General features: G+C 43.4%; 27 protein-coding genes, 1 other RNA gene and 1 pseudogene. 16 read left to right on the plus strand and 13 right to left on the minus strand.

Translation table 11 applies throughout. The annotated features are described in order from the left end of the window. Positions 1-124 precede the first annotated feature (124 nt). On the plus strand, positions 125-1,972 hold the full coding sequence (locus P8S55_RS07735; protein WP_289223650.1) for a methyl-accepting chemotaxis protein: 1,848 nt from the start codon (positions 125-127) through the stop codon (positions 1,970-1,972). Positions 1,973-2,521: 549 nt separating this feature from the next. Next, positions 2,522-4,048 (plus strand): phosphohexomutase domain-containing protein, encoded by a 1,527-nt coding sequence (locus P8S55_RS07740; protein WP_289223651.1) that lies wholly within the window; start codon positions 2,522-2,524, stop codon positions 4,046-4,048. Positions 4,049-4,161: 113 nt separating this feature from the next. On the opposite strand, the gene P8S55_RS07745 is transcribed toward P8S55_RS07740, so the two are convergent. Together P8S55_RS07745 and P8S55_RS07750 are read right to left on the minus strand one after the other, a co-directional pair. Beyond that, a complete protein-coding gene (locus P8S55_RS07745) occupies positions 4,162-4,659 on the minus strand; it encodes an RES family NAD+ phosphorylase (protein WP_289223652.1) in 498 nt (165 codons plus the stop codon). Further along, a complete protein-coding gene (locus tag P8S55_RS07750) occupies positions 4,659-5,144 on the minus strand; it encodes an Xre family toxin-antitoxin system antitoxin (RefSeq protein ID WP_289223653.1) in 486 nt (161 codons plus the stop codon). Before P8S55_RS07750 ends, P8S55_RS07745 begins: the two co-directional genes overlap by 1 nt. A 78-nt stretch (positions 5,145-5,222) precedes the next feature. Between P8S55_RS07750 and P8S55_RS07755 the strand changes: the two are divergent. Further along, positions 5,223-5,573 (plus strand): annotated as a pseudogene (locus P8S55_RS07755) (ClpB D2-like domain containing protein); the annotation flags it as partial. A gap of 214 nt (positions 5,574-5,787) precedes the next feature. Continuing rightward, positions 5,788-7,316, plus strand: a protein-coding gene (locus P8S55_RS07760; protein ID WP_503010289.1) for an IS3 family transposase whose coding sequence is annotated in 2 segments (ribosomal slippage) — positions 5,788-6,223 and positions 6,223-7,316 — 1,530 coding nt in all. Because the reading frame shifts where the segments join, the coding sequence is not laid out codon by codon here. Here the strand turns inward: P8S55_RS07760 and P8S55_RS07765 are convergent. From P8S55_RS07765 to P8S55_RS07775, 3 genes are read right to left on the minus strand one after another with little or no spacing between them, the layout of a single operon-like run. Beyond that, positions 7,281-7,715, minus strand: a complete 435-nt coding sequence (locus P8S55_RS07765) for an IS3 family transposase (RefSeq protein WP_289223654.1) — start codon at positions 7,713-7,715, stop codon at positions 7,281-7,283. The two genes, P8S55_RS07760 and P8S55_RS07765, sit on opposite strands and share 36 nt — an antisense overlap. 24 nt (positions 7,716-7,739) lie before the next feature. Then, on the minus strand, positions 7,740-8,621 hold the full coding sequence (locus tag P8S55_RS07770; protein WP_289223655.1) for an IS3 family transposase: 882 nt from the start codon (positions 8,619-8,621) through the stop codon (positions 7,740-7,742). Continuing rightward, on the minus strand, positions 8,563-8,904 hold the full coding sequence (locus P8S55_RS07775) for a transposase (protein WP_289223656.1): 342 nt from the start codon (positions 8,902-8,904) through the stop codon (positions 8,563-8,565). Before P8S55_RS07775 ends, P8S55_RS07770 begins: the two co-directional genes overlap by 59 nt. Before the next feature lie 160 nt (positions 8,905-9,064). Between P8S55_RS07775 and P8S55_RS07780 the strand changes: the two genes are divergently transcribed. Both P8S55_RS07780 and P8S55_RS11165 read left to right on the plus strand, forming a co-directional pair. Next, positions 9,065-9,706 (plus strand): IS3 family transposase, encoded by a 642-nt coding sequence (locus P8S55_RS07780; protein ID WP_289223657.1) that lies wholly within the window; start codon positions 9,065-9,067, stop codon positions 9,704-9,706. After that, positions 9,622-9,909, plus strand: coding sequence for an IS3 family transposase (locus P8S55_RS11165; protein ID WP_353957006.1), 288 nt, complete (start codon positions 9,622-9,624; stop codon positions 9,907-9,909). Before P8S55_RS07780 ends, P8S55_RS11165 begins: the two co-directional genes overlap by 85 nt. Here P8S55_RS11165 and P8S55_RS07785 read toward each other — a convergent pair. From P8S55_RS07785 to smpB, 3 genes are all read right to left on the minus strand, one after another. Beyond that, a complete protein-coding gene (locus tag P8S55_RS07785; protein ID WP_289223658.1) occupies positions 9,868-10,305 on the minus strand; it encodes a hypothetical protein in 438 nt (145 codons plus the stop codon). The genes P8S55_RS11165 and P8S55_RS07785 overlap by 42 nt on opposite strands. A gap of 234 nt (positions 10,306-10,539) precedes the next feature. Next, positions 10,540-10,896: a transfer-messenger RNA gene (ssrA, locus tag P8S55_RS07790) on the minus strand. 61 nt (positions 10,897-10,957) lie between these two features. Further along, positions 10,958-11,437: an SsrA-binding protein SmpB gene (gene smpB / locus P8S55_RS07795; protein WP_289223659.1), complete on the minus strand. Its 480-nt coding sequence runs from the start codon at positions 11,435-11,437 to the stop codon at positions 10,958-10,960. 47 nt (positions 11,438-11,484) lie between these two features. Between smpB and P8S55_RS07800 the strand changes: the two genes are divergently transcribed. Together P8S55_RS07800 and P8S55_RS07805 are read left to right on the plus strand one after the other, a co-directional pair. Continuing rightward, positions 11,485-11,931 (plus strand): type II toxin-antitoxin system RatA family toxin, encoded by a 447-nt coding sequence (locus P8S55_RS07800; protein ID WP_289223660.1) that lies wholly within the window; start codon positions 11,485-11,487, stop codon positions 11,929-11,931. Positions 11,932-11,938: 7 nt separating this feature from the next. Further along, on the plus strand, positions 11,939-12,217 hold the full coding sequence (locus P8S55_RS07805) for an RnfH family protein (RefSeq protein WP_289223661.1): 279 nt from the start codon (positions 11,939-11,941) through the stop codon (positions 12,215-12,217). A gap of 2 nt (positions 12,218-12,219) precedes the next feature. Here the strand turns inward: P8S55_RS07805 and P8S55_RS07810 are convergent, their stop codons facing one another. Next, on the minus strand, positions 12,220-12,546 hold the full coding sequence (locus P8S55_RS07810) for an outer membrane protein assembly factor BamE (protein WP_289223662.1): 327 nt from the start codon (positions 12,544-12,546) through the stop codon (positions 12,220-12,222). Positions 12,547-12,690: 144 nt separating this feature from the next. Between P8S55_RS07810 and fur the strand changes: the two genes are divergently transcribed. Further along, a complete protein-coding gene (fur, locus tag P8S55_RS07815; RefSeq protein WP_289223663.1) occupies positions 12,691-13,098 on the plus strand; it encodes a ferric iron uptake transcriptional regulator in 408 nt (135 codons plus the stop codon). Positions 13,099-13,141: 43 nt separating this feature from the next. On the opposite strand, the gene recN is transcribed toward fur, so the two are convergent. From recN to P8S55_RS07830, 3 genes are all read right to left on the minus strand, one after another. Further along, entirely contained in the window at positions 13,142-14,809 is a 1,668-nt protein-coding gene (gene recN, locus P8S55_RS07820) for a DNA repair protein RecN (RefSeq protein WP_289223664.1), read from the minus strand. After that, positions 14,809-15,684 (minus strand): NAD(+) kinase, encoded by an 876-nt coding sequence (locus tag P8S55_RS07825; RefSeq protein WP_289223665.1) that lies wholly within the window; start codon positions 15,682-15,684, stop codon positions 14,809-14,811. The genes recN and P8S55_RS07825 overlap by 1 nt, the downstream gene beginning before the upstream one ends. 91 nt (positions 15,685-15,775) lie before the next feature. Continuing rightward, positions 15,776-16,558, minus strand: coding sequence for a flagellin (locus P8S55_RS07830; RefSeq protein WP_289223666.1), 783 nt, complete (start codon positions 16,556-16,558; stop codon positions 15,776-15,778). Between the two features lie 75 nt (positions 16,559-16,633). Between P8S55_RS07830 and P8S55_RS07835 the strand changes: the two genes are divergently transcribed. Next, the gene (locus tag P8S55_RS07835; protein WP_289223667.1) at positions 16,634-17,062 is read left to right on the plus strand and encodes a hypothetical protein; all 429 of its coding nucleotides are present in this window, start codon (positions 16,634-16,636) and stop codon (positions 17,060-17,062) included. 67 nt (positions 17,063-17,129) lie between these two features. Here P8S55_RS07835 and P8S55_RS07840 read toward each other — a convergent pair whose 3' ends face one another. After that, positions 17,130-17,462 carry a hypothetical protein gene (locus P8S55_RS07840; protein ID WP_289223668.1) on the minus strand — a complete coding sequence of 111 codons (333 nt, stop codon included), beginning with the start codon at positions 17,460-17,462 and terminating at the stop codon, positions 17,130-17,132. Positions 17,463-17,787: 325 nt separating this feature from the next. On the opposite strand from P8S55_RS07840, the gene guaB reads away from it, so the two are divergent. The 6 genes from guaB (at position 17,788) to P8S55_RS07870 (ending at position 24,846) form a co-directional block, all read left to right on the plus strand. After that, the gene (gene guaB, locus P8S55_RS07845; protein WP_289223669.1) at positions 17,788-19,248 is read left to right on the plus strand and encodes an IMP dehydrogenase; all 1,461 of its coding nucleotides are present in this window, start codon (positions 17,788-17,790) and stop codon (positions 19,246-19,248) included. Between the two features lie 70 nt (positions 19,249-19,318). Then, positions 19,319-20,899 carry a glutamine-hydrolyzing GMP synthase gene (guaA, locus tag P8S55_RS07850; RefSeq protein ID WP_289223670.1) on the plus strand — a complete coding sequence of 527 codons (1,581 nt, stop codon included), beginning with the start codon at positions 19,319-19,321 and terminating at the stop codon, positions 20,897-20,899. Continuing rightward, positions 20,890-21,438, plus strand: a complete 549-nt coding sequence (tadA, locus tag P8S55_RS07855) for a tRNA adenosine(34) deaminase TadA (protein ID WP_289223671.1) — start codon at positions 20,890-20,892, stop codon at positions 21,436-21,438. Before guaA ends, tadA begins: the two co-directional genes overlap by 10 nt. Before the next feature lie 98 nt (positions 21,439-21,536). Next, positions 21,537-22,112, plus strand: a complete 576-nt coding sequence (gene cheD / locus P8S55_RS07860) for a chemoreceptor glutamine deamidase CheD (protein ID WP_289223672.1) — start codon at positions 21,537-21,539, stop codon at positions 22,110-22,112. Between the two features lie 42 nt (positions 22,113-22,154). Further along, positions 22,155-24,239, plus strand: coding sequence for a chemotaxis protein CheA (locus P8S55_RS07865; protein ID WP_289223673.1), 2,085 nt, complete (start codon positions 22,155-22,157; stop codon positions 24,237-24,239). Between the two features lie 28 nt (positions 24,240-24,267). Further along, positions 24,268-24,846, plus strand: coding sequence for a hypothetical protein (locus tag P8S55_RS07870; RefSeq protein ID WP_289223674.1), 579 nt, complete (start codon positions 24,268-24,270; stop codon positions 24,844-24,846). Positions 24,847-24,921: the final 75 nt, after the last annotated feature.

A 24,921-nucleotide genomic window follows, 5' to 3' on the forward strand; every position in this document is an offset into this window, starting at 1 on the left:
GTTTACCTATAAATGTTTCTTGCTCCGTTAAATAATTTAAAGTTGAAGTGTTGATAAGGGGTTTAGATAGTAGGCGTAGCTATTTTATTAATATCTGTGGTGTTCTCGCTAGGGAGTGGTGAGTATGTTTTGTACAAAATTTAAGCAGCAACTTAAAGATCAGGCACAAGAAATTGCTGAATATCGATCAGTGTTCAACGCGCTTAATCGCGCTTCTGCAGTCATTGAGTTTGATTTGAGCGGTAAGATCCTGACGGCGAATAAAAACTTTCTATCGGCACTAGGTTACAGCCTTGAGGAAATACAAGGTAAGCACCATCGGCTATTTGTATTTGAAGCAGAGGCGAACTCAGTGGAGTATCAGCGTTTTTGGGAGAAAATAAATCGGGGAGATTTTTTTTCTAAGCGCTTTAAACGCAGAACTAAATCAGGTGAAATGATATGGATTGAAGCCAGTTATAACCCTGTTTTTGATGCTGGCGGCAAAATGTATAAGGTGATTAAATTTGCTACTGATATTACTCAGCAAGTGAATGCAGAACTTGATGCCAAGGCTAAAATAGAGGCCATTGATAAAGTGATGGCAGTCATTGAATTTGATCCACAGGGCAATATCATTACCTTTAATGAAAACTTTAGTAAAACAATGGGTTACAGCCTAGCTGAGCTGAAAGGAAAATATCATAGTGTGTTTGTGGATAAGCGCTTTGCTAAGTCGGCGGAATATGAGCAGTTTTGGCAAGATCTTCGCAGTGGACGGTTTTATCAGGGAACCTATCAACGCTTTGGCAAGGGCGATAAAGAAGTTTGGTTAGAGGCGAGTTATAACACGATTAAAAATGCTGACGATGAAGTTGTCAAAGTGATTAAGTTTGCAACGGATATTGGTTCCAGCCCAAGTACGAAGCTGTTGGACAACGTAATTAATGATGCCACCTCGGTGATTAAGAGTATTCAGGCAGGGGATTTGACCGCAGCAATGCAGAATCATATTGATCCGAACAAGCCTTCAATGTTTGATAAAAATATAGCCCAAATTATTCGTTCAATTGGGGAGATGAATGCAAAACTTATCGAGGTTATTAGTGTCGCATTAGATACTTCCATTAGCGTAAGCCATTCTTCAGCCGAGGTTAGCCAAGCCGTGAGCACACTAAATAAAACGCTTCAGCAGCAAGCGGCAGCGTTGGAACAAACCTCTTCTACGATGGATCAGATGAATACGGCGGTACAGGCTAACACGCAAAATGCGCAAGAGGTAAAAGCGGTTGCATTAGATGTGCAGCGACGTGCCAGTGAAGGCAGTTCTGTTATGCAGCAAACCATTAGTGCCATGAGTGTGATTCAAGAGTCCAGTCGGAAAATTGCAAATATTGTCGGTTTAATTGATGGCATTGCATTTCAGACTAATTTGTTGGCATTAAATGCAGCAGTAGAGGCTGCGCGAGCTGGTGATCACGGACGTGGTTTTGCGGTGGTAGCCGGTGAGGTTCGGGCATTGGCACAAAAGTCGGCGGAAGCCGCTAAAGATATTAAAGGTTTAATTGAAGAAAGTGTGCAACGGATTGATCAGGGAACGGCGTTGGCTTCTAAGTCGGGGGAGATGCTAAGTTCGATTAATGAATCTATTGAATCTGTAACTCAAATGGTTGGTCAGATTGCGAATGCCTCATCAGAGCAAGCGCTTGGGGTGAGTCAGGTGCACGAAGTCATAAACCAGATTGATCAAGTGACACAGCAGAACGCGGCATTAGTCGAGAAAACAACCGCTGCGGTTGAGCAGTCAGGTGTGCTTCGTGATCAAATGGCGTTTTTTAAAACAAATCGAGATCAAGCCGTTGATTTGAGCCCTAAAGAAAAACCAAAATCGCTAGATTTAGTTAAAGCCAATAAGCAAGTAAGTGTTGCAACAAGCCAAAGGTTAAATGTAGTGAAGAAGTCGAATGATAAGGGTGAGTGGAGTGAGTTCTAAATATCTGAGTCAAGATTGGTTGGAAACATCCTTTGGAGTTATTCAAACATTAGGGCACCTCGAATAACCCCTGATAATTTTTCAGGCTGCGCGCTGTCTTCGATTGGCAACACCAAGTTTGTCAGATCAAGGCGTGAACGTGAAGGAATGTCTAGACCTTGCAAACGTTCGCAACGCGGAGCTGGCGAACTTGGCTAAGCCCCTGCGGGCGGGGCTTAAAGACCACTTCTTCGTTGTTACGACTCTTGGCCATAGAATGACTAAGACCGGCGAGTCGCGTCTAGAATAAGTGGCCTTTAAGTCTCGCAAAAATTTATCGAGGGTTATTCGAGGTGCCCATACATAAGCCTGTATTCTTGTTGTCATTGAGGTTGTTCACACTTATAAACTAGCCGACGCTGACTAATCTATTGTCTAAGCATTTAGGCACTATGTTGTTGGGTTGTGGATGCAATCACCAGGCCTGGTGGTTAAACACGTTTCGTTTAATTTCAAGATGTTAAAATTGGCATCAATCTCATAATGTTAATGTCCTTATTTGGAGACAGTATGAACACCGATCTATGGCTTAAGTTGCAAAATGGTTCTGATATTCGTGGGATTGCATTAGATGGTATCGCAAACGAGCCGGTCAATTTAACTGCTGATATAGCGAATAGTATTGGTCAGGCCTTTGCGCTTTGGCTGAGTCAAAAGTTGAACATCCCGCTTGCACAGCTTCGTATTTCGGTGGGGCGTGATAGTCGGATTTCCGGTCCGTTATTAACTCAAAGTGTGTGCGAAGGATTATTGGCGCGTCAGGCACAGGTAACGGATTTTGGTCTGGCTTCCACTCCGGCGATGTTTATGTCAACGCTCGTCAACGAAGCGCAAGCTAAGCCGGGTTTTCATGGCGCGATGATGATTACTGCAAGCCATTTGCCGTTTAATCGGAATGGTTTTAAGTTTTTTACCGATCAGGGCGGGCTTGAAAAACAAGATATTACGCAGCTTCTTACGCTGGCGGCTACTTGTGCGCCGATGGCTTGTGAAAGCCAAGCGAGTCAGCTCGATTTTATGGCGGACTATGCGACAGGCCTGGTCGAAAAGGTGCGCGAGGGTATTGCGCATCCCCTCGATTATCAGCAACCTTTGCGCGGGTTAAAAATCCTGGTTGATGCCGGTAATGGGGCGGGGGGATTTTTTGTTGAGCGTGTACTGAAACCTTTGGGCGCAGACACCACGGGGAGTCAGTTTTTAGACCCGGATGGGGCTTTTCCAAATCATGTACCTAACCCCGAAGATGCGACGGCGATGCAATCAATTCGGGATGCGGTGCTTGCGCATCACGCAGATTTCGGGATTATTTTTGATACGGACGTGGATCGCAGTGCGGCGGTGGATCATCTGGGGCAGGAATTAAATCGAAACAGATTAATTGCGTTGATTTCCGCGATTCTGCTTCAGCAACATCCGGGTGCAACCATTGTCACCGACTCGGTAACGTCGGATGGTTTGACGGACTTTATTGAAGGGGCGTTAAAGGGCAAGCATCATCGCTTTAAGCGCGGTTATAAAAATGTGATTAATGAAGCGATTCGCTTAAATCAACAAGGGGTTTTGTCGCCGCTTGCGATTGAAACCTCCGGCCATGCCGCCTTAAAAGAAAATCATTTTCTCGATGATGGCGCTTACTTAATCACCAAACTCTTGATTGAACTTGCCAAGGCTAAACTTCAACAGCAATCGCTCGGCGACTTGATTGCTTCGCTTAAAGAACCGGTTGAAGATAAAGAGGTGCGCTATGTTATCCGACAAGATAACTTTCACGCTTATGGGCAAGGCGTGTTGGACGCGCTGAGCCAATTTGTCGCCGAACAAGCGGATTGGCATCTCGTGCCAAATAATGTTGAAGGACTTCGCGTACAATGTCGATCAGCCGAAGAGCAAGGTTGGTTCTTGCTGCGTTTATCCTTGCATGATCCGGTGTTGGCATTGAATATTGAGTCGGACGTTGAAGGGGGAGTCGCTAAGATATTAGGCCGTTTAGAAAGCTTTATTGCCCGGTTTAATGATCTTAGCCTTAGGGGGTGTTGAGCATTCATTTTTGAACCACCAAGACGCGAAGGCACGAAATTTTTACTTGAAACTGCAAATCTTTGATGGCGGCGGAAGGCCACACTAGGCAATAAGTCGCCATCCAACCCGATCTACTTTGAATGTCGTGTGGCTAAGCGTTGACCCATTCCTTCATTCGTCACTTTACGTACTTTGACTTGTTCAAAGTCTGGGTGCGTTGTGTTGATCAGAATATTGTAATCATGAGGGCTTAATGATGAAGGTACACCTAATGCCAAAGTTCCCATGCTGTTAAACCATGTTTCACCTAGGTCCACCGTAAGTTCCGGGCGTATATCGGCATCCCAGGCCAGCGCACTTTCCATTGTTTTTTGAGCATTAACCAGCTCGTCAACGCTCATCATATATAGATTGTCATCTGGAATCTCGATGCAAATCAGCTTAAATTCTGCCAATGTGGCATATTCATTCACACCTGCCAAGATTTCTAACTTTGCAGTCGCGGCATTGGCGCTGGTATAAAGCATGGGCGTGCCTTCGGCATTCCAGCGCCCACCCACCTTGGCCGCGCCTTCGGCACTTAAGGGGTCAGCCAAGTATTTTTCTTTGATTAAACGATAAACCAACATTACGAATAGACCGAATGCTCAATTCTTAGGAGGAGTTTTCTGACTTCATCCGTTCCGGCTTCGGTTTCCAACAACTCAAGCGGCACAGCACCGTCCAAAAATTTAGCCGGTGTTTTTAGCCAGCGAATACAACGTTCGTGTTCACCCAGTGTTGACTCCGCAAGCGAGATAATGGCGGCTATTCGGTAAACTCTTCCCGCTTCGTCAGGCTTTAATCCTTTGCCTTCTTTCTTGCGTCTTGAAATAGTCGAGCTCGAAATATTCACCAGTGAATAAACCTGTTGCTCATTCAAATCTAGCTCTTTGCTAAGTTTTGAAATCACCTCAAGCGGTATCTTGTTGGAGCGAATATTTTGGTCAATTTCCATGTTGTTTGCGGAGCTAAAACCGATCCTGATAAAAGGGTTTGAACGCGATTTTTTACGTTTAGCCGCTTGGGTGATTAAGAATGCAGAAAAACGATTATCCTGAATGATTGCTTCCATTGTCGTGCCATCCCTTCCAAATAAGTTATAGACTAATATCTTAGCATGAATTCTCAATTGGGAAGAATATTGTTGCAAGTGATGGAAGTGGTCGGTGGTCATTTCCGCCCTGAGTTTGTCAACCGTATTGACGGCATTGTGGTGTTCCATCCGCTTGGTAAAGCGCAAATTCGCGCCATTACCGATATTCAGCTACAACGTCTGCGTGATCGTTTGGCGGATTTGGATATTAAACTCGATGTATCGATTCCGGCACTGGATGTCATCGGCGAAGCCGGATTTGATCCGGTGCATTGTGCGCGTCCGCTCAAGCGTGTGATTCAGCAACGGCTGGAAAACCCGCTGGCGCAACGTATCCTAAAAGGCGAGTTCCACCCAGGTTCAACGATTCATGTAGAGCTTGAGGACGGTGAGCTTAATTTCCACTAATTAGCCACTCACCTCAGCACTCTCCCAACCCCGCACAAGCGGGGTTTTTTTATGCCTAAAGTCCAGCCACCAGGCCTGGCTATGGGTGTTTTTATGTGACATTATTTGATATGATGACAAAAGGCATGCATTTTGTTAAAGTGTTGAAACCCCCCTGTGTCACAATAGTTGTCGCTTTTAGTAAATGAGACAGGTAGGCGGATTAGGACGTAAAATGATGCACGTAAATACACAAAGAAAAGAAGCGATACTCAAAAAACTATTGCCACCGCACAATCAACCGGTGTCATTGATTGCGCAACAAGAGCAGATTGGTAAATCAACCCTCTACTCCTGGTTAAAACAAGCCAAACAGCAAGGTTTAGCCGTGCCCGGTAGTCAAGCGCATAACGCACAGCATTGGTCTAATGAAGCCAAGCTGGCGGTCATTATTGAAACCGCGCCAATGAACCAGCTTGAAACCAGTGAGTACTGTCGCCAAAAAGGATTGTTTATTGAACAGCTCAAGCAATGGAAAGACGAGTTCACTACCCAAGCCTCACACGCCAATAGCGACCTCAAACAAGCGCACGCTAAAATTAAAGAACTGCAAACCGAGCTCAGTCGCAAAGAAAAAGCGCTGGCTGAAGCGGCCGCACTGTTGGTACTACAAAAAAAGTACCGCGCGCTGTTGGGGGACGAGGCGTAATGACCACACCCCAGCAGCGCCAAGTAATTATTGGCCTGATAGAACAAGCCGTTCGCAACGGTGCACGGCGTAGCGCCGCCTGTCAATGCCTGGGACTATCTATGCGCACCCTACAGCGCTGGTATCCCAAGGGTAAAGGCTACTTAGCGTTTGACCAGCGTCCCATTGCTGTGCGGTTGCGTCCATCCCATGCGCTGAGCGAACAAGAGCGTTTATTGATCATTGAAACAGCGAACCTGCCTGACTATGCCAGTCTGCCGCCTTCAAAAATCGTGCCGCTGTTGGCTGATAAGGGGCAATATCTGGCAAGTGAATCGAGCTTTTACCGTGTTCTCAAAGCCCATGACCAGCTCCATCACCGAGGGCGTGCTAAAGCTGCAAAAAAATCACGCCAGCCGGTGACCCATCACGCCTTTGCACCCAATCAAGTGTGGATGTGGGATGTTACCTGGTTACCCAGTCAAGTGAAGGGGCAATACTTCTATCTGTACATGGTGAGTGACCTCTATAGTCGCTACGGTGTAAGTTGGGAAGTGCATGCCGCCGAGACGGGTCACAACGCGGCTGAGCTGATCAATCAAGCGGTTATAAAACAGAAATTAGTTAACGCACCCAAGCCGGTATTGCACAGTGACAATGGCAGTATCATGAAAAGCATGACGCTGCGGGCCAAGCTTGAATCACTGGGGATACAACAATCGTTTAGCCGCCCTCGGGTTAGCAATGACAACGCCTATATTGAATCGTTTTTTAGAACACTCAAATACGTCCCTCAATGGCCCACGAAGGGGTTTAGTGATATTGAGCATGCGCGACGTTGGGTACAAAGCTTTATGGGCTGGTACAACGAGCAGCACCTGCACAGTCGGCTCAAGTTTGTGACGCCAGGGCAGCGTTATCGGGGTGAGGATAAACAGATACTTACCAAGCGAGGGCAGGTTTATGAACAAGCAAAGGCAAAAAACCCAGCACGCTGGCGATCTAAGGTGCGCGACTGGACACCGATAGGCGCTGTGGCGTTAAACCCGGATAATCTTGAACGGGTGAATGGATAAAATTGGATGAAAAACACGACAACTATCTTGACGAACACCGGTTATGTCACCGACCCATACTTGGTTGAGGTAGCTGACTTTGAATGCTCGATTGAGCAGGTTCGGCTTTATTTTTGGATCATTAATCGCCGCACTGTTGGCTTTCTTAAACTTCTTACGTGTGTGGACAATTAAACCTTGTTTTCGCATGATTATTGCGATTTTGCGCCGACTCATCGTCACATTCTTTTCGTCGGCTAAATAACCTTTTATACCCCTAGCGCCTGCATTTCCTTTTAAAGTGGCGAAAACCTCTTTAATTAAGTCAGCATTATTTTTTTGTTCGCTCGCCTTATCAGTCTGGTCTAGTTTTAGCCAGCTATTAAAGCTGCTGACGGGCACTTTTAATACCTTACACATTAGTGCAAGCAGGAACTTGGAGTGTCAACACTTTTTCGTACCTAGATTTTCTTCAATTTCTTTTAGTCGGTCTAGCCGCATTCTCTCAAATTTGGCAGGTGGAATATAACCATTCGAACTGTGTGGTCTGATATGGTTGTAGTGCCCCATATATTCCGAAACTAGCCAACGCATTTCTTGTTGGTCGATTAACTTTTTGAGCTGGTAAACGGTTTCTGTTTTGAAAGATTTAAAGAAGCTCTCAATAACCGCATTGTCCCAACAATTTCCCCGCCGACTCATGCTTTGCTTAATGCCCCAATGAGCCATCAATTTGCGGTAAGCGTGACTGATAAACTGACTACCTTGATCCGTGTGAACCATCAGTCCTTTAGGGGGCTTACGATTCCATAAAGCTCTTTTTAACGCGGTCTCAATGAGCTCTGAACGCATATGCGTTTCTAATGCCCAGCCAACCACTTTTCTTGAGTAAAGGTCAATATAAGTGGCCAAGTACATCCAGCCTTGCTGGGTTTTAATTTGTGTTATGTCACCGACCCACACTTGGTTGAGCAGGTTTGGCTTTATTTTTGGATCATTAATCGCCGCACTGTTGGCTTTCTTAAACTTCTTACGTGTGTGGACGATTAAACCTTGTTTTCGCATGATTATTGCGATTTTGCGCCGACTCATCGTCACATTCTTTTCGTCGGCTAAATAACCTTTTATACCCCTAGCGCCTGCATTTCCTTTTAAAGTGGCGAAAACCTCTTTAATTAAGTCAGCATTATTTTTTTGTTCGCTCGCCTTATCAGTCTGGTCTAGTTTTAGCCAGCTATTAAAGCTGCTGACGGGCACTTTTAATACCTTACACATTAGTGCAAGCAGGAACTCTTCTCGATGCTTTTGTATCCAGGCATACTTCACTTCTCGAGACTGGCAAAGTATGCGGTGGCTTTTTTAAGATGTCGCGCTCCATCTTGGCTTGAGCGAGTTCCTTTTTAAGCCGTTTATTTTCTTGTTCTAGAGATTCTGATTGTTTTGGAATTACGGCCAAATCATGTTTTAGTTTGTGAGAGCGAACCCAAGTGTAAACAACAGTAACGGGTAGCTCATAATCTCTTGCGGCTTGGGCTGAACTTCTTCCGCTATTAACGATGGCGTCAATAACTTCTTTTTTGAGTTCAGTGTCGTATTTTGCATTGGCCATTTCGGGTCTCCTTAGATGATTATTTTATAACATCATCTAGGTACGAAATAGTGTAACCATTCCAAACATCCCTATCCCAACTTAGCCATTCATTGGACTGGCTAGAATCCTTCGTACACAAAGACACGTTAAAATGTGACTGAAATACGAGGAATGGAACATGACAATCAAACACCCAAAACGCTATGACGACCAACTCAAGCAACAAGCGATTGAAATGGCGCTTGAAGGGTCAAAAACGATTGCGCAAATAGCGCGCGATTTAGACATCAAAGACAACACGCTTTATGGCTGGGTTGACAAATACCGTCGCGCCAATAAAGAAAAAGGCGCAATCCAACCCGCAATGACTAAACCGGTTGATCTAGAAGCAGAGAATCGCCGGCTCAAACGCGAGCATAAGCTGGAAGTCAGTCGCCTGCGCATCATCGAGCGTATGAAAGCGCTAGGGCTAAACGTCGCCACACGCCAGCGTTACCGTAATCGCAATGTAGCCCATATTGACGATGGCCGGATTGGCGCCAATGCACTCAAACGTCAATTTGATGTTAAAGGCCCCAATCAAAAATGGGTTGCGGACATCAGTTACATTCGCACGCTTGAAGGCTGGCAATACTTAGCGGTGTTTATAGACCTCTATTCACGCCGTGTGGTCGGTTGGGCGATGGATAATCGAATGGATGCCCAGCTGGTCAAAAGAGCGTTATTGAGAGCACTGTGGAACCGAAAACCCACACGCGGGCTGATTATCCATACCGACCAAGGCAGCCAGTTTGTGTCGAAAGCTTTTTTGCCAGCCTGAAAAAAGAACGCGTCTATCGCTCAACGTACACCACAGGCAAACAAGCGTTACACGATGTGTCCGATTATATTGGCTGGTACAACCACCAAAGAATGCACAGCACGAATGATCATTACTCGCCCGTAGCGTATGAAAATCAATGGGTCAGGGCTATGCAGGCGTTAGATAGAAAATGGGCGTCTTTGTGTACGAAAAAGGGTTGACAGTCCAGGTATCCTTGTATTAGCGGCATTTCCAGCCTCCGTTGAAGCAGCATCTTCAACCTTACCCAATCCCGAAAGAGCCATATACCCAATCACCATTCCAGGCACAAAAACATAAGCAGCAACCATGATGATCTCAAAAATAAACCCAGCCTGGGCTCCGGTTGATGCGACACCAAAACCTATCGCCGGTACACCCTCAGTCATATCAACACCATAAATAAATGGGATCAACAGTGCTTTTAAAATATCAATTAAATGCCACCAAATCTCAAAAGAATAAATGACTATAACGTACACGCTGGCTTTTAATGCAATCGATAAGTTCATCCCGCCGATTAAAATTACAATCATCGAACCAAAAATCACGATAAACTTCAACAAGGAATGTGTCATTTCAAGAAAACCAGGGAGTAGTGAGTAAAGGACTTGACCATTACAATCTGTTACCTGTATTAAAACCTATCGGGTGGTTGATGGCTCATCTGCTTAAGGGGTATCGTAATGGCCTGTACTGGCAGGCAGTGCGTGTATTGGTGGCATGTTGGTACTCTTAATCAAGGCTAGTTACAGCAGGCTATAGATTTAGGGTAATAAAAAACCGCTAAGAAGCGGCTTATTATTGTGTATTGGTGGAGCTGGGCGGGGTCGAACCGCCGTCCGGAAAGCCTCCATTTAGGAGTCTACATGTTTATTTAGTCTATTAGTTTAATCTTGATGTTGCCCGGCTAGCAGGGACCACATAAGACGAGTTTGTCTGGTTTAACATTTACCTACCCAAACACGCGGTAAATACGATTCCGTGTAAGTCGATACGGCATCAGGAGCCACGAACAACTGCCCTGTGCCGCACCAGCGGGATTAAGCCGCTAGAGCGTAGTTATCGTCGTTTGCAACTATAACAATTTGAATTAAGATTTACGTGCATCATTCAGGCACGACATGCGTCTTAAACTTCGTTCTCCCCGTCGAAACCAATGCAGCCCCGATATGGTTAGTTTTATTATAAAGCTTTAAATGATAATAGGGTATTAATTTTAATTATATTTTAGCGATTAGATTTGAGAATGCGATGTTTATCCCTATTCCAGTCACGCTGTTTTTCTGTTTCGCGTTTGTCGTGAAGTTTTTTACCTTTGGCCAGTCCAATTTCTGCTTTAACATGGCCTTTACTCCAGTAAAGGCTTAGAACAACAACGGTGTAGCCTTTTTGATCAACTTGACCCATAAGGCGGTCAATTTCTTTTCGGTGTAGCAAAAGTTTGCGAGTACGAAGAGGGTCATGTTCAGAATGCGTAGAGGCAGTAATCAGTGGGTGAATATGAGCTCCAAATAACCAAGCCTCATTGCCCTTAAGCAGGACGTAACTTTCCGTTATTCGACCTTTGCCAGCACGGAGGCTTTTGATTTCCCAACCTTCAAGAACCAGACCCGCTTCAATGCGTTGTTCAATGAAATAGTCAAAATGCGCTTTTTTATTATCCGCAATACGGTTTGAGTTGTTTTGTTTTTTAGTGTTTTTTGCCATAATGTCGCCTATTATAACGGAAATCTAACTTTACGGATAAGGTCTCGATGAAGAAAGTTTCACGAACAGCGTTGTTAAACTATTCTGCGGAGCAGATGTTTGATGTTGTTAACGATGTTAATAACTACCCGCTTTTTTTGCCTTGGTGTGGTGGTGCTCAAGTACATGCTCAGTCGGCTACTGCGATGAATGCAAGCATTGTTATTCAAAAATTAGGTTTAAAAAAAACATTTACTACCCAAAATACCTTGGTGCCTGCAGAGCGAATACAGATGCAGTTAGTTGATGGCCCATTTAAGATGCTTAAGGGAGAGTGGTGTTTTAAAGCATTAGATAAAAGCGCTTGTAAGATTAGTTTTGAGGTCGAGTTTGAAGTGGAAAGCGGCATGATGAGTCGGTTGTTGGGTAATGTTTTTGAGCAGATTGCGAATACTTTGGTGGAAAGTTTTGTGTTGCGTGCCAAGGATATTTATGGAGTTCAAGCGGTTGTGTGAGGAGACTATGCGTGTTGAAGTTGCTTATGGGTTGCCTGATCAGCAGTATTTATATCAGCTTGATGTCCCGGTTGGTATAACGGTAAAGCAAGTTATTGAAGCTTCCCCTTTATTGTGTGATCAACCAGGCCTGGTTGTTGAGCAGGTGGGTGTTTTCAGTAGACCCGTTAAACTGGATTATATTGTAAGAGAAGGGGACAGGGTTGAGATATATCGGCCACTAAAGGCCGATCCAAGAGAGCGCAGGCGAAAGCAGGTCGAGGAGGAGCGTTCTGACTTAAGCTAGGATTATTTTATTCGTTGCCAATCAGTTAAGTAGCCATTATCATCAAATTTAATTATAAGATGCCTGATAGCCTCAGAATGAAGTGTGGTGTTTGAACTGGTATAAATATATTCCCAGTGATTAGGTTTAAAAGGATTGGCGCCATAATCAGGTCCAAGTAATTGCCTGACCTGTGATTGATGAAGGCCTACTTGAAGGTCTTCAAGCATAGATTCAGTAATAACCACGCCCTGCATCATCGGTGCTTTGTATGGAGTGATGCCTCCACAGGCTTGGAGCAAGGATAAGCTGGCGATTAGAAGGGTGAGTTGTGCAAACCGTGTTTTCATAAGTTTTATTTGGGCTCTGTTAGTAAAAATTAATTGAGTTATATATGGGTTTTAATTGGCTTTGTGCTGTGCATATGGTTTATTATAGCGCATAGATCAATATGTTCTTATACAGTCTACAAGAATAATTAAAATGGAGTTATTATGAGCGGTGCTGAATTAAAGAAAGTGGGTTTGAAAGTTACACTTCCTCGCCTTAAGATTCTTGAAATTCTAGAGGGAGCGGGCGATCAACATCATTTAACTGCTGAAGATGTTTACAAGGTTCTTCTTGAACAGGGTGAAGAAGTAGGATTGGCAACGGTGTATCGTGTGCTTACTCAGTTTGAGCAGGCGGGTATTGTCAGAAGATTAAATTTTGAAAATAACATTTCAATTTTTGAGTTGGATACGGGTGATAATCACGATCATCTTGTTTGTATAAAAACGGGGCACGTGAAAGAGTTTGTTGATCCTGTGATTGAGGAACGTATTCGTGAGATAGCTAAAGAAAATCACTATAACCTCTCAGGGCATAACCTTGTAATCTACGGCAGTTTAGAGAGCAAGTAGCTTTAACCAGATTGATGCGAGCATAAAACCTCGCATCAATTGTTTAACTTGAGCTTTGAGCGCGATTTAATAATTCTTCAGCATGTTTTAGCGTTTGTTCTGTAATTTCTAATCCCCCAATCATTCTTGCAATTTCATTCACACGTTGTTGATTATTGAGTTCAGTCACTTGGGTCAAGGTTGTATTTTTCTGTGTGACCTTATTTACATTGAGGTGCTGGTTTCCATAGGCCGCAACCTGTCCTAGATGCGTAATCGATAAGGTTTGGCAGTGTTTTCCAAGCTGACGCATTTTTTGACCCACAATTTCAGCAACACCTCCGCCAATTCCAACGTCCACCTCATCAAATATAAGTGTTGGAATTTGTGCTATTTCTGCACAAGCTACTTGAATAGCTAAGCTGATTCGGGAAAGTTCACCCCCTGATGCGACTTTATTGAGTGATTTAGCGGGTTGGCCAGGGTTCGCTGTTACTAAAAAATCGGCTCGATCGAGGCCGTTCACTGTGGGTTTTTGTAGCGAATTAATTTCGATTTTAAATTCGCTTTTTTGCATCCCAAGTGTTTGCATCGTCTGGGTAACGGTTTGGCTCAGCGCACGGGCAGCTTTCTCTCGCACCTTTCTTAAATCAAAAGCCTGTTTCTCGTAAATCAACCAGGCCTGGTCGATCTGTGATTTTAGCTCGTCAAGCGATTGATAACCATCCGTTAATTGTCTGAGGTTGTCTTCAAGTTGTTTGTGCTTGTTGGTCAGTTCATCTGGGTTAAGCTGGTGCTTTTTAGCTAGCCCATAAAGCAGAGTTAAGCGCTTTTCTACAATCTCAAGTCTTTCTGGGTCTAATTCTACTGCGTTGGCATAGTGATGAATGTCATTAGCTACTTCTTGTAGGTCAATAATGGAGCTTTGTAACTGGTTGAGTTGCGGATTTAAAGCTGATGTAAATGTGGATAGTTGTTCAAGCTGATGTATTGCATCGTTGATTAACTTGGTTGCGCCATTATCGCCATCAATGGCTTCATAACTTTTAAAGCTAGCTTGCATGATTTGCTGAGCATGTGCTAGTGTTTGTTGTTCTTCTGACAAGCTGTTAAATTCATCGGGTTGGGGTTGAACCTTGTTGAACTCCATGAGTTGAAACTCGGCTAATTCACGTTTTGATTGATGTTCCGCTTGATTGGTTACGAGCTCATGATGCTTATTAGTAAGTGATTGCCATAATTTAAAACTTTGTTTTAACTTATGGAGTTTGTTGCTGTGGTCACCATACGCATCAATAAGGTTCAGTTGATTGTAATTTGACATTAAAGATTGGTGTTCATGCTGACCATGAATGTCGATTAGGAAAGCGCCTAATGATTTTAGGGTGCTTGCAGGCACGGGTCGTCCATTAATAAATGCTTTTGACCCCCCGTCGGAATAAACAATTCGTCTAAGTAAGCATTGGTTGTCGTCATCAAGGGCTTGCTCTACAAGCCATGATTGAATAGTGGGTAAATGGTTGATATCAAATAAGGCGCTGATTTCAGCTCGTTTTTCACCATGTCTAACTAAACCTGTGTCAGCACGCTCGCCGAGTATTAGGCCTAACCCGTCGAGTAAAATAGACTTGCCTGCACCTGTCTCACCTGTAAGAACGCAAAAGCCGCCATCAAGGTTGAGAGTTAATTTTTCAATTAATGCTAGGTTTTGTATCTGAATTTCTTTAAGCATTATAGCTTTTCACCCCAATGCAATTTGGCACGTAAAAGTTGAAAGTAATCATGACCACAAGGGTGAATTAGTTTTATAAAAAGCGGATGGCGTTTAACATGTGTTCGATGTTTGGAATTAATTTCAAATGTAACTTGGCCATCACAGGTAATGCGCGCTACACCATTGCAATTTTCATGTGCACGAAGTTCGATGTCGCTATTGCCATCAATCACAAACGGGCGATTGCTCATAGTGTGTGGGTTTATTGAGACGAGTGTAATGACATTTAAGCTGGGATGCACAATCGGGCCACCTGCAGAGAGTGCGTAAGCGGTAGAGCCTGTGGGGGTTGAGATAATCATGCCGTCAGAACGTTGGCTTTTCAAGAATCGTTGGTTAATAAAGGTCTCAAATTCGATCATTTTGGGTGTGTCGGGCTTGTGAATAACCACATCATTAAACGCTAAGTGTTTGAATACAAGTTGATCATGTTCATATATTTCAACATGAAGAAGATTGCGCTCTTCACAGTCAAACGTACCATTTAACAGGTCTTCCATGGTTGTTAGCATGGTTTCGGGAGATACATCTGCTAAAAACCCCAAGCGTCCAAGATTTACACCTAAAATGGGAACTTGCTGGTCAACTACAAAGCGTGCAACGTCTAGAAAGGTACCATCACCGCCAACAACAATCGCGAGATCAATTTTGCCAACCATCTCATCTCGGCATAAAAGATCAACACCATAGCGTTCAATTGGAAAATCTTCGCAGGAAGTTTTGTCAAGGTAGACGGTGCGCTGATGTTCTTGAAAAAAACCGATTAATTTATCTATACTTTTCCAAGAATGAAAACCGTTGTATTTACCAAAAATACCTATGCGGTCAAACATGTTAATCCCTTTTGAAATTTTTGTAAATTATACGCTAAAGGGGGTGTGGGGCGCAGCTGCTCTGACAAAAAAGTCGCTGCACATTTTGGCCTTAATTGATGAGTTGTAAAACATTGGCGCGGTCTTGATTACCCTGGGCTTGCATCATAATGCCGGCTTTGGTTAAGATGTCTTCACGTGCTTGGTCACTAGCGGCTTTTGCATAATTAGTATCTATTATTTGACTTAAGCTTTCTAGTGTATTTTGTTTAAGTGTTGCCATGTCGTTCCCTGCGCTAAACAACCCGTTCTGTTGAGCACCCAATAAGGCTTGTGTATCTGAAAGAAGAGAGCTGGCTTTTTGAAGGCTATCTAGTGCTAAAGTGGCATTGTTTGCATTATTGATGTTTAAACTGCTTAGCCCAAGACTTGCTAAACTAAGTTCGGGTAACCCTAGTGTTGTCGAAGTCTCTCCTAAGGCAATGCTGAGTTCGGTGTTTTCAGCATTAAGTAACGCCATGCCATTAAATTTGGTATTTTGAGTGGTTTGGTCAATGGCTTGCATCATTTGCTGAAATTCAGTGTTAAGGGTATTGCGTTGCGCTGGGTTCATTGTTCCGTTCATTGACTGGAGTGATAATTCCATCATGCGTTGAATGTTGGCGGTTATGCTGCGTGAACCACTCTCAGCTGTTTGTAATAAGGAAATACCATCGTTTGCATTACGAAGACCTGCTGAGTCGCGGATTGCATCTTGTTTAAGCCCCGTTGCCACAGCAAGTCCAGAAGGGTTGTCAGCTGCTCGATTAATTTGTTGGCCGCTTGTCATATTGGCTGAGGCGGGGCTTATACTTGAAAAATTAGAACCTAGGCTGTTAATGGATTCTATGCTCATAGCAAATCTCCTAAAGATTAAATTGTTTATCGTTTTATAATACGCCAATGTTAATTGATTTTAAAGGACTGTTTTATGTCTTGTTGTGGCAAAGGGTTTTGTACCTTTAGATTTCCTGATGGCCCACCCTTAACGGACTATTCGGTTTCTAACTTGAATGCCCACTATTTGTTTTTGCCTTATGGAACGCTGTTGAAGTCGGGAGAGGTGGTTAGAATATGGATGGAGTCGGGGCAGACAAAAGAGGTAATAGTTGATGAAAAATGGTTAATTACCTTTGATCAGCAAGGTGCGCATGCGGCTCAACGTGATAAGGAGTTGCCCTGGCAGCTTGTAGCGATGGATACGGGATTTGAGTATGAAGATATTATGGATTGGCCTAATCATGATTTGTTTAATCCCCAGGCTCAGCCGGTAGTCTTAGAGTTTCGTCACCCAATCGAAGTAAAGCTTGGGTTGAAGATGAGGTTGTTGCAGTTGTTGTATAAAATTAGAAACCTGTAATACCAATAAAAAAAGCACCATCGTTAACTTAAGTGATGGTGCATTTGATAGGGATATAAAATAACTATTATCTAACTTCTTTATACCAACCAGGTGTAAGGTCTCGACCATAGTTCGATTGATCAATTTGACCGTTAGCTGATTTAACAGCTTCCTGAGCTAGACGAACGGACTCTAATCGAGCTTTTTCAGCTTCAGCAAGATAGTGTTCAACATAAGGTAGCTTCATATTACGTTGTTGCCATACATTACCATTCGCTCTAGATTGTTCTTGCTTGGCTTGTGCCTCAGCAACTAACGAATCATAGCCATCGTCACATGCAGCGGTTGAATGATTGTGCGCGCAAGCGGTCATTGAGAATGCAGTTGCAACAGTAGCACCTACTAATAATTTTTTCATGTATTCCTCCAAATAGAATTGAGCTTTTATTTTTATGTGTTAAACCACGGGGTTTATTGTATAGGATTAACCCAAAAAGCTAAAGTACGAACAGAATTTTTTCTGTTTTTTGTAGCTTGTCTATACGTTATTAAGTTTACCCCGTCGCTGTCAAACTTTATAATAGAGTAAAATTGGTTTAAAAATTGATTATTGCCAGAGTTTTTATAGGTTTTTTACATCTAAGCTTATGAATTAAATATATTTTATTTTATTTTTAATAAACTTGATTAATGCCAAAAAAATATCTAATCCACCTATAAAAGAATTGTGAGAGGTAGTTAAAGTGAGAATTTTGCAAGAAGCACTAACATTTGATGATGTTTTATTAGTTCCCGCACACTCCACTGTGCTACCAAAAGACGTTTCATTGAAAACAAGGTTGACTAAAAATGTAACGTTGAACATCCCCTTAGTTTCAGCGGCCATGGATACGGTTACAGAATCACGCTTAGCGATTGCCCTGGCGCAAGAGGGCGGGATCGGCATTGTTCATAAAAACATGACGATTGACGAGCAGGCTTCAGAGGTTAGCAAGGTTAAGAAATATGAGCATGGGGTTATTTTGGATCCAATTACGGTTCAGGTTTCTGTTTGTGTGGCTGATGTGCTAAAAATCACGGAAGAAAATAATATTTCAAGCGTTCCCGTAATGGATGGTGATAAGTTGGTGGGGTTGGTGACGGGGCGTGATTTGCGTTTTGTGACTGATTTAACTAAGCCTATTACAGCGATGATGACACCGAAAGATAAATTGGTTACGGTGCCTGAAAAGTTTGATCGTGATGTTGTGTTGGAGTTGCTGCATGAACATCGAATTGAACGCGTTTTGGTAGTAAATAGTAATTTTGACTTAAAAGGCATGATTACGGTTACAGATATCCTAAAGTCTAATGAGCACCCATTAGCCTCTAAAGATTCAAACGGCCGCTTGCGGGTCGGTGCTGCAGTAGGTACCGGTGCAGATACAGAAGAGCGTGTGAATGCCTTGATTAAAGCGGGTGTAGATGTCATCGTGGTAGATACTGCACATGGTCATTCGCAAGGGGTTTTGGAACGTGTCGCATGGGTAAAGCAGAACTTTCCTGAAATTGATGTAATTGGTGGAAATATTGCTACCGCTGAAGCGGCACTTGATTTGGTGAAGGCAGGTGCTGATGCCGTTAAGGTGGGTATTGGGCCGGGTTCAATATGTACAACGCGTATTGTAGCGGGTGTAGGTGTGCCGCAAATTACAGCGATTTCAAATGTGGCTAAAGCCTTGCAAGGTACGGGTGTGCCGCTTATTGCCGATGGGGGTATTCGTTTCTCTGGTGATGTTGCTAAGGCGCTTGTAGCCGGAGCATCTGCGATTATGCTGGGTAGCATGTTTGCGGGTACTGAGGAGTCGCCGGGTGAAGTAGAATACTTCCAAGGGCGTGCCTATAAAGCCTATCGTGGCATGGGGTCTTTGGGCGCTATGGCTCAAAAGCAAGGTTCAAGTGATCGTTATTTCCAGTCGTCTAATGCTGAAGATAAACTCGTCCCAGAAGGTATTGAAGGCCGAGTTCCTTACAAGGGATCCTTGTCGCCAATTATTCATCAACTAATGGGTGGCGTTCGCTCTAGTATGGGTTATACCGGCTGTAAAGATATTGCTGAAATGAACACCAAGCCCTCATTTGTTCGAGTAACCAATGCTGGAATGGTCGAAAGCCACGTGCATGATGTGATGATTACGAAGGAAGCACCTAACTACCGTGTTTAGTGTTTTGCGTCAGTTTTAACCTAAGCGGAGTCAAAACTCCGCTGTTTGCATTTTTAATATTGGATTTTTTATGACACAGCATTCAATTCATGATCATCGTATTCTTATTCTTGATTTTGGTTCTCAGTACACTCAGCTTATTGCGCGTCGTATTCGAGAAGTTGGTGTTTATTGCGAAGTCGAACCTTGGGATGTTGATAATCAGTTTATAAAGGAGTTTGGTGCGCAAGGCATTATTTTGTCTGGAGGGCCCGAAACCGTAATGGGTGACGATGCGCCAAAAGCACCAGGCCTGGTCTTTGAGTTGGGTATCCCTGTATTAGGTATTTGCTATGGTATGCAGACTATGGCGCAGCAGTTGGGCGGGCAGGTTATTCATGCTGATGAGCATGAATATGGTTATGCGCAAGTAAGGGCGCATGGTCACACCGCTTTGTTTAGTGATATTGAGGATCATGTTAATGCGCAAGGGCATGGTTTATTGGATGTTTGGATGTCCCACGGTGATCGTGTTGAGAAAATGCCCGCTGGTTTTAAACTGATGGCGAGTACTGAAAGCTGCCCTGTTGCAGGTATGGCTGATGAGCTAAAGCAGTTTTATGGCATTCAGTTTCATCCTGAAGTAACCCATACCAAGCAGGGTTTACGTATCCTGGAACGTTTTGTATCGCAAATTTGTGGTTGTGAAAAGTTATGGACTACGGCGAATATTGTTGAAGATTCCATAGCCCGTATTCGTGAGCAAGTTGGAACAGATGAGGTGTTGCTTGGTTTGTCGGGCGGAGTAGACTCATCTGTCGTGGCGGCTTTGTTGCATCAAGCGATTGGTGAACAGTTGAGCTGCGTATTTGTGGATCATGGCTTGTTGCGCTATCAGGAAGGTGACCAGGTCATGGCGATGTTTGCACAAAACATGGGGGTTAAGGTTATTCGTGTTGACGCTGAAAAGCGCTTTATGGATAAGTTGATTGGTGAGGCCGACCCTGAAAAGAAACGTAAAATTATTGGACATACTTTTATTGAGGTGTTTGATGAGGAGTCGTCTAAGTTAACTAATGTTAAATGGTTAGCTCAAGGTACTATTTATCCTGATGTGATTGAATCGGCAGGTTCTAAAACGGGTAAAGCAAAAGTCATTAAGTCACACCATAATGTGGGGGGTTTACCTGAAGACATGGAACTCAAATTGCTTGAACCACTTCGCGAATTATTTAAAGATGAAGTTCGTAAACTTGGTGTCGAGCTTGGTTTGCCCTCAGACATGGTTTATCGCCATCCTTTCCCGGGACCAGGTCTGGGTGTGCGTATTCTGGGTGAAGTTAAAAAAGAATATGCGGATATACTTCGCTTAGCTGACCATATTTTTATCGAGGAATTGCGTAAAGCTGATTTGTATGACAAGACCTCTCAAGCGTTTACCGTCTTTTTGCCGGTAAAGTCGGTTGGTGTGGTGGGTGATGCTCGTCGTTATGATTACGTGGTTAGTTTGCGAGCGGTAGAGACGATTGACTTTATGACAGCGCGTTGGGCGCATCTGCCTTATGATTTCCTTGAAAGAGTTTCTAACCGAATCATCAACGAAATCCCAAGGATTTCAAGGGTAACCTATGATATTTCGAGTAAACCGCCTGCCACAATTGAATGGGAGTAGCGTTTACTGATCCGCAAAGTTTGGTGGGTTGTCAATGTCCATCAAACTTATCACAAGCGGAGCAAGATGAATTTTGGATGCACCATGCCTTGGCTTTGGCTGGTTATGCAGAGTACCTGGGCGAGGTTCCCGTTGGCGCGTTGATTGTAAAAGACCAGCACTGTATTGCCGTAGGCTATAATCAGTCCATTAAGCAGCATGACCCTTCGGCTCATGCTGAAATCATGGCGCTTCGAGCCGCAGGGCAAGCCCAACAAAATTACCGTATTCCCAATACTACGCTTTATGTAACTCTTGAACCCTGTGCAATGTGTGCAGCAGCCATGGTGCATGCACGCGTTAAGCGTTTGGTTTATGGAGCCGATGATCCAAAAGCAGGTGCAGCCGGTTCAGTCTTTAATCTCGTCAACTCGAAAAAATTAAATCACACTATGCTTAGTTTATCAGGGGTATTGGCTTCACATTGCGCTCAGCAACTGTCTAACTTTTTTAAACGTAGGCGGTTTGAAAAAAAAATGAACAAGGCAACGCTTCAGTAGTTCATTAATTACTGGAAAGATAGTTTTTATTATTAGTGTCTATAGAAATTACGCAGACTAAGCGCTATGATGAGATTTTATGAATTCATACTCTAGTTATGCAAAAAAGCATTGATCCCGCAGAAGGGATACCAACGATTAAAATACTCCCTGGCGAGTTCTATGTCACTCGCGAAGAAGAGCGAATAGAAACCGTGCTGGGTTCCTGTATTTCAGCTTGCGTCCGTGATCCCCTTGCTGGGATTGGTGGCATGAATCATTTCATGTTACCCGTTGGAAAAAACTCAAGTCGAGATGCAGGGCTTTCGGATGCTAATCGTTATGGAAACTATGCGATGGAAAACATGGTTAATGCTTTGTTGCGGGCTGGCGCGAGGCGTGACCGGCTTGAGTTTAAGATTTTTGGCGGTGGCAGGATTATGAGTTCCATGACGAATATTGGTTGGTACAACATAGGCTTTGTATTTGATTACATCTACACAGAGGGTTTTAAAGTTGTATCACAAGACATAGGAGATGTTTTTCCACGCAAAGTCATGTATTATCCTTTGACAGGGCGCGTGCGCGTAAGACGCCTTAATCCGATGCATAATCAATCATTAGTCGATCAGGAAAGCAATTACTTCAACAAGATTGAACACAATCCTGTTGAAGGTGATGTTGAACTTTTTTAGATTTTAAACTAGTTTTTAGAAAAATTCTCTGGGGATGTAGTTATGGATATGATGGAAACGTTCAGACAAACTTACTTAGAAGAGAGTTTTGAGGGTTTGCAAATTATGGAAGCTGGGTTACTTGAGCTGCCCCCAGGAAACCCTGACTCTGAAAAAATAAATGAGATATTTCGTGCAGCGCATTCGATTAAGGGTGGAAGTGGCACGTTTGGTTTTTCAGAAATCGCAGGGTTTACTCATGTGCTTGAAACGCTGCTCGATGAAATGCGTGATTTCAAGCGTGATGTTACCCAAGAGTCGATTGATGTAATGCTTGGCGCAGTAGATGTATTGCGTGACATGTTGACCAAATTGCAAAACCATGAATCCATTGATGAAGAGCGTGCCTCGGTAGTTCAAGGCCAGCTTGAAGATATTTTGGGTGGAAAAACAACTTCAGCGTTTAGCAATCAACCAGCCGTTTCTGGTAACGAACCTGCTCCAACTGGATGGGTGGTTAAGCTTTTACCTGAGAAAAATCTTCTTCAAACAGGTAATGAACCACTTCGAATTTTTAGAGAGCTGAATACGCTGGGTCAATTAGATGTTGAAGCGGACCTTCAAAACCTGCCAAATTTAGCTGAGTTTAATCCTGAAGAACTTTTTATAAGTTGGACCTTAACCCTAAGGGGTATGGAAGTTGAGCTGGATGACGTTAAAGAAGTATTTGAGTGGATAGACGGTGATGGTGCAGAAATTAAGATTGAACCTCTAACGAGTGTGGCTGAAAACGAATCTTTACATAATGATACGCCGCTTGGACAGCCTAGGTCTGTGGCTGCTACAAGCTCGGTAGCACAAGACGTAACCTCTGAAACAACAAACAAATCAGCTAAGGTCGAACTTCAGAAAAAAGCACCCCAGCAAGACGGTTCTATTCGCGTTAACTTGAGTAAAATTGACCAGCTTGTAAACCTTGTGGGTGAGCTTGTGATAACACAATCAATGTTAAGTCAATTTGGTGAGCAAGCTGAGCAAAGCCCTGATAGCTCAGAATGGGTTGATAAGTTAAAAGAAGGTTTAACTCATCTTGAACGTCATACACGTGAACTTCAAGAAAGTGTAATGAATATTCGAATGCTGCCGGTAAGTTTTGCCTTTAATAGAATGCCACGCATCGTTCATGATGTAAGTCAAAGGCTAGGTAAAAATATTGACTTAATCATGGAAGGCGAAGGGACTGAGCTTGATAAAACCATGCTCGAACAACTAACTGACCCGCTTGTACATATTGTACGAAACTCCATTGACCATGGCATTGAGACTCCTGATGAAAGGCTTAAGCTTGGTAAGCCTGCAAAAGGTAGGGTTAAAATGGCGGCCTTCCATCAGGGTGGGAATATTTTGATCCAAATCACCGATGATGGTGCAGGTATTAACCTAGATAAATTAAAGCAAAAAGCGATTGATAAAGGTATTGTTGATCTAGATACCAATTTATCACAAGATGAATTGGTTGACCTTATTTTTCATCCCGGTTTCTCAACGGCAGATGTGGTCAGTGATGTGTCTGGACGTGGTGTAGGTATGGACGTTGTGCGCAGAAATATCCGCGGGCTTGGTGGTAGTGTTGAGGTTCAAACTGAGCGTGGCAAGGGGAGTATTTTTACGATACGCCTACCTTTAACCTTGGCTATTTTAGATGGGCAACTTGCTGCTGTGGGCAGTCAAACCTATGTTTTCCCCTTGGTTTCAATTGTTGAGTCTATTCAGGTTGATAAGTCATTGGTCAAAGGAATCGCAGGTCAGGCTGAACTTTATAAACTTAGAGATCAGTATATTCCGGTTGTGCGTTTACACAAGCGTTTTGGAGTAAGTGATGCAAAAACCGACCTTTCGGATGGTTTGCTAGTCGTTGTTGAAGAGGGTGGGCGTCGCTCAGGTGTTTTTGTTGATGATTTATTGGGTCAGCAGCAAGTTGTAATTAAAAGTTTAGAAACAAACTTTATGAAGATTTCAGGTGTTGCGGGTGCAACTATTTTGGGTGACGGTAAGGTTGCACTTATTATAGATATTGCTGAAGCTTTAACATCACACAAACTATCAGCGGTAGAGAAAAAACAGCCGCATCTTGTCTCAGCCGCATAAGGTTTGCGATTAAAGGATAACTATGGACATGTTAGAAAAAAGCGATTACGCATTAGGGGCAAAGCAAGTTCAACAAACTATTTTGGTATTGAACCTATCAGTTGCTCAAATTGAGTTGTCGATTACTGAAGGTGATAACTCAGTTAATGCGCTGATTGATTCTTTTCGATTTATGACGCAGCATATTGAAGAGATTCAATCGGCTACTGAAAAAATGTCAGAAATCGAGACGGATGATGTGATCTTTCACAAGCAGCATTCGTTTCTCTTGAATCAGACTGGCGAATTAGCGCAAAAAATGCAGCAAGCTATTATTGCATTTCAGTTTTATGATAAGTTAAGTCAGCGTCTTGGTCATGTCTCACATGGTTTATCTGGTTTGGCTGAAATTGTGTCTCATGAGATGCGCGTTAAAGATGTAGACGAGTGGAATGAGTTTAGGCAAGCTGTCCGCCGCGGTACGACTATGCGTGAAGAAGAGGAGCTGTTTGAGTTGATTTTTGATCAGCATATTCCAGCTGTTCAAGCGATTGAAATTATGAAAGAAAGGATGATGAAGCGAATGGCAGAAGAGCAGCAAGAGCAGGAAGATATCGAACTCTTTTAGACGTTGTTTGCGTTGATAAAAGCCCCTTTTGGGGCTTTTTGTTTATGTGAGCTCTTGAAATAATGAAATATGTCT

Source organism: Thiomicrospira sp. R3 (genome assembly GCF_029581415.1).
Lineage (GTDB): Bacteria > Pseudomonadota > Gammaproteobacteria > Thiomicrospirales > Thiomicrospiraceae > Thiomicrospira.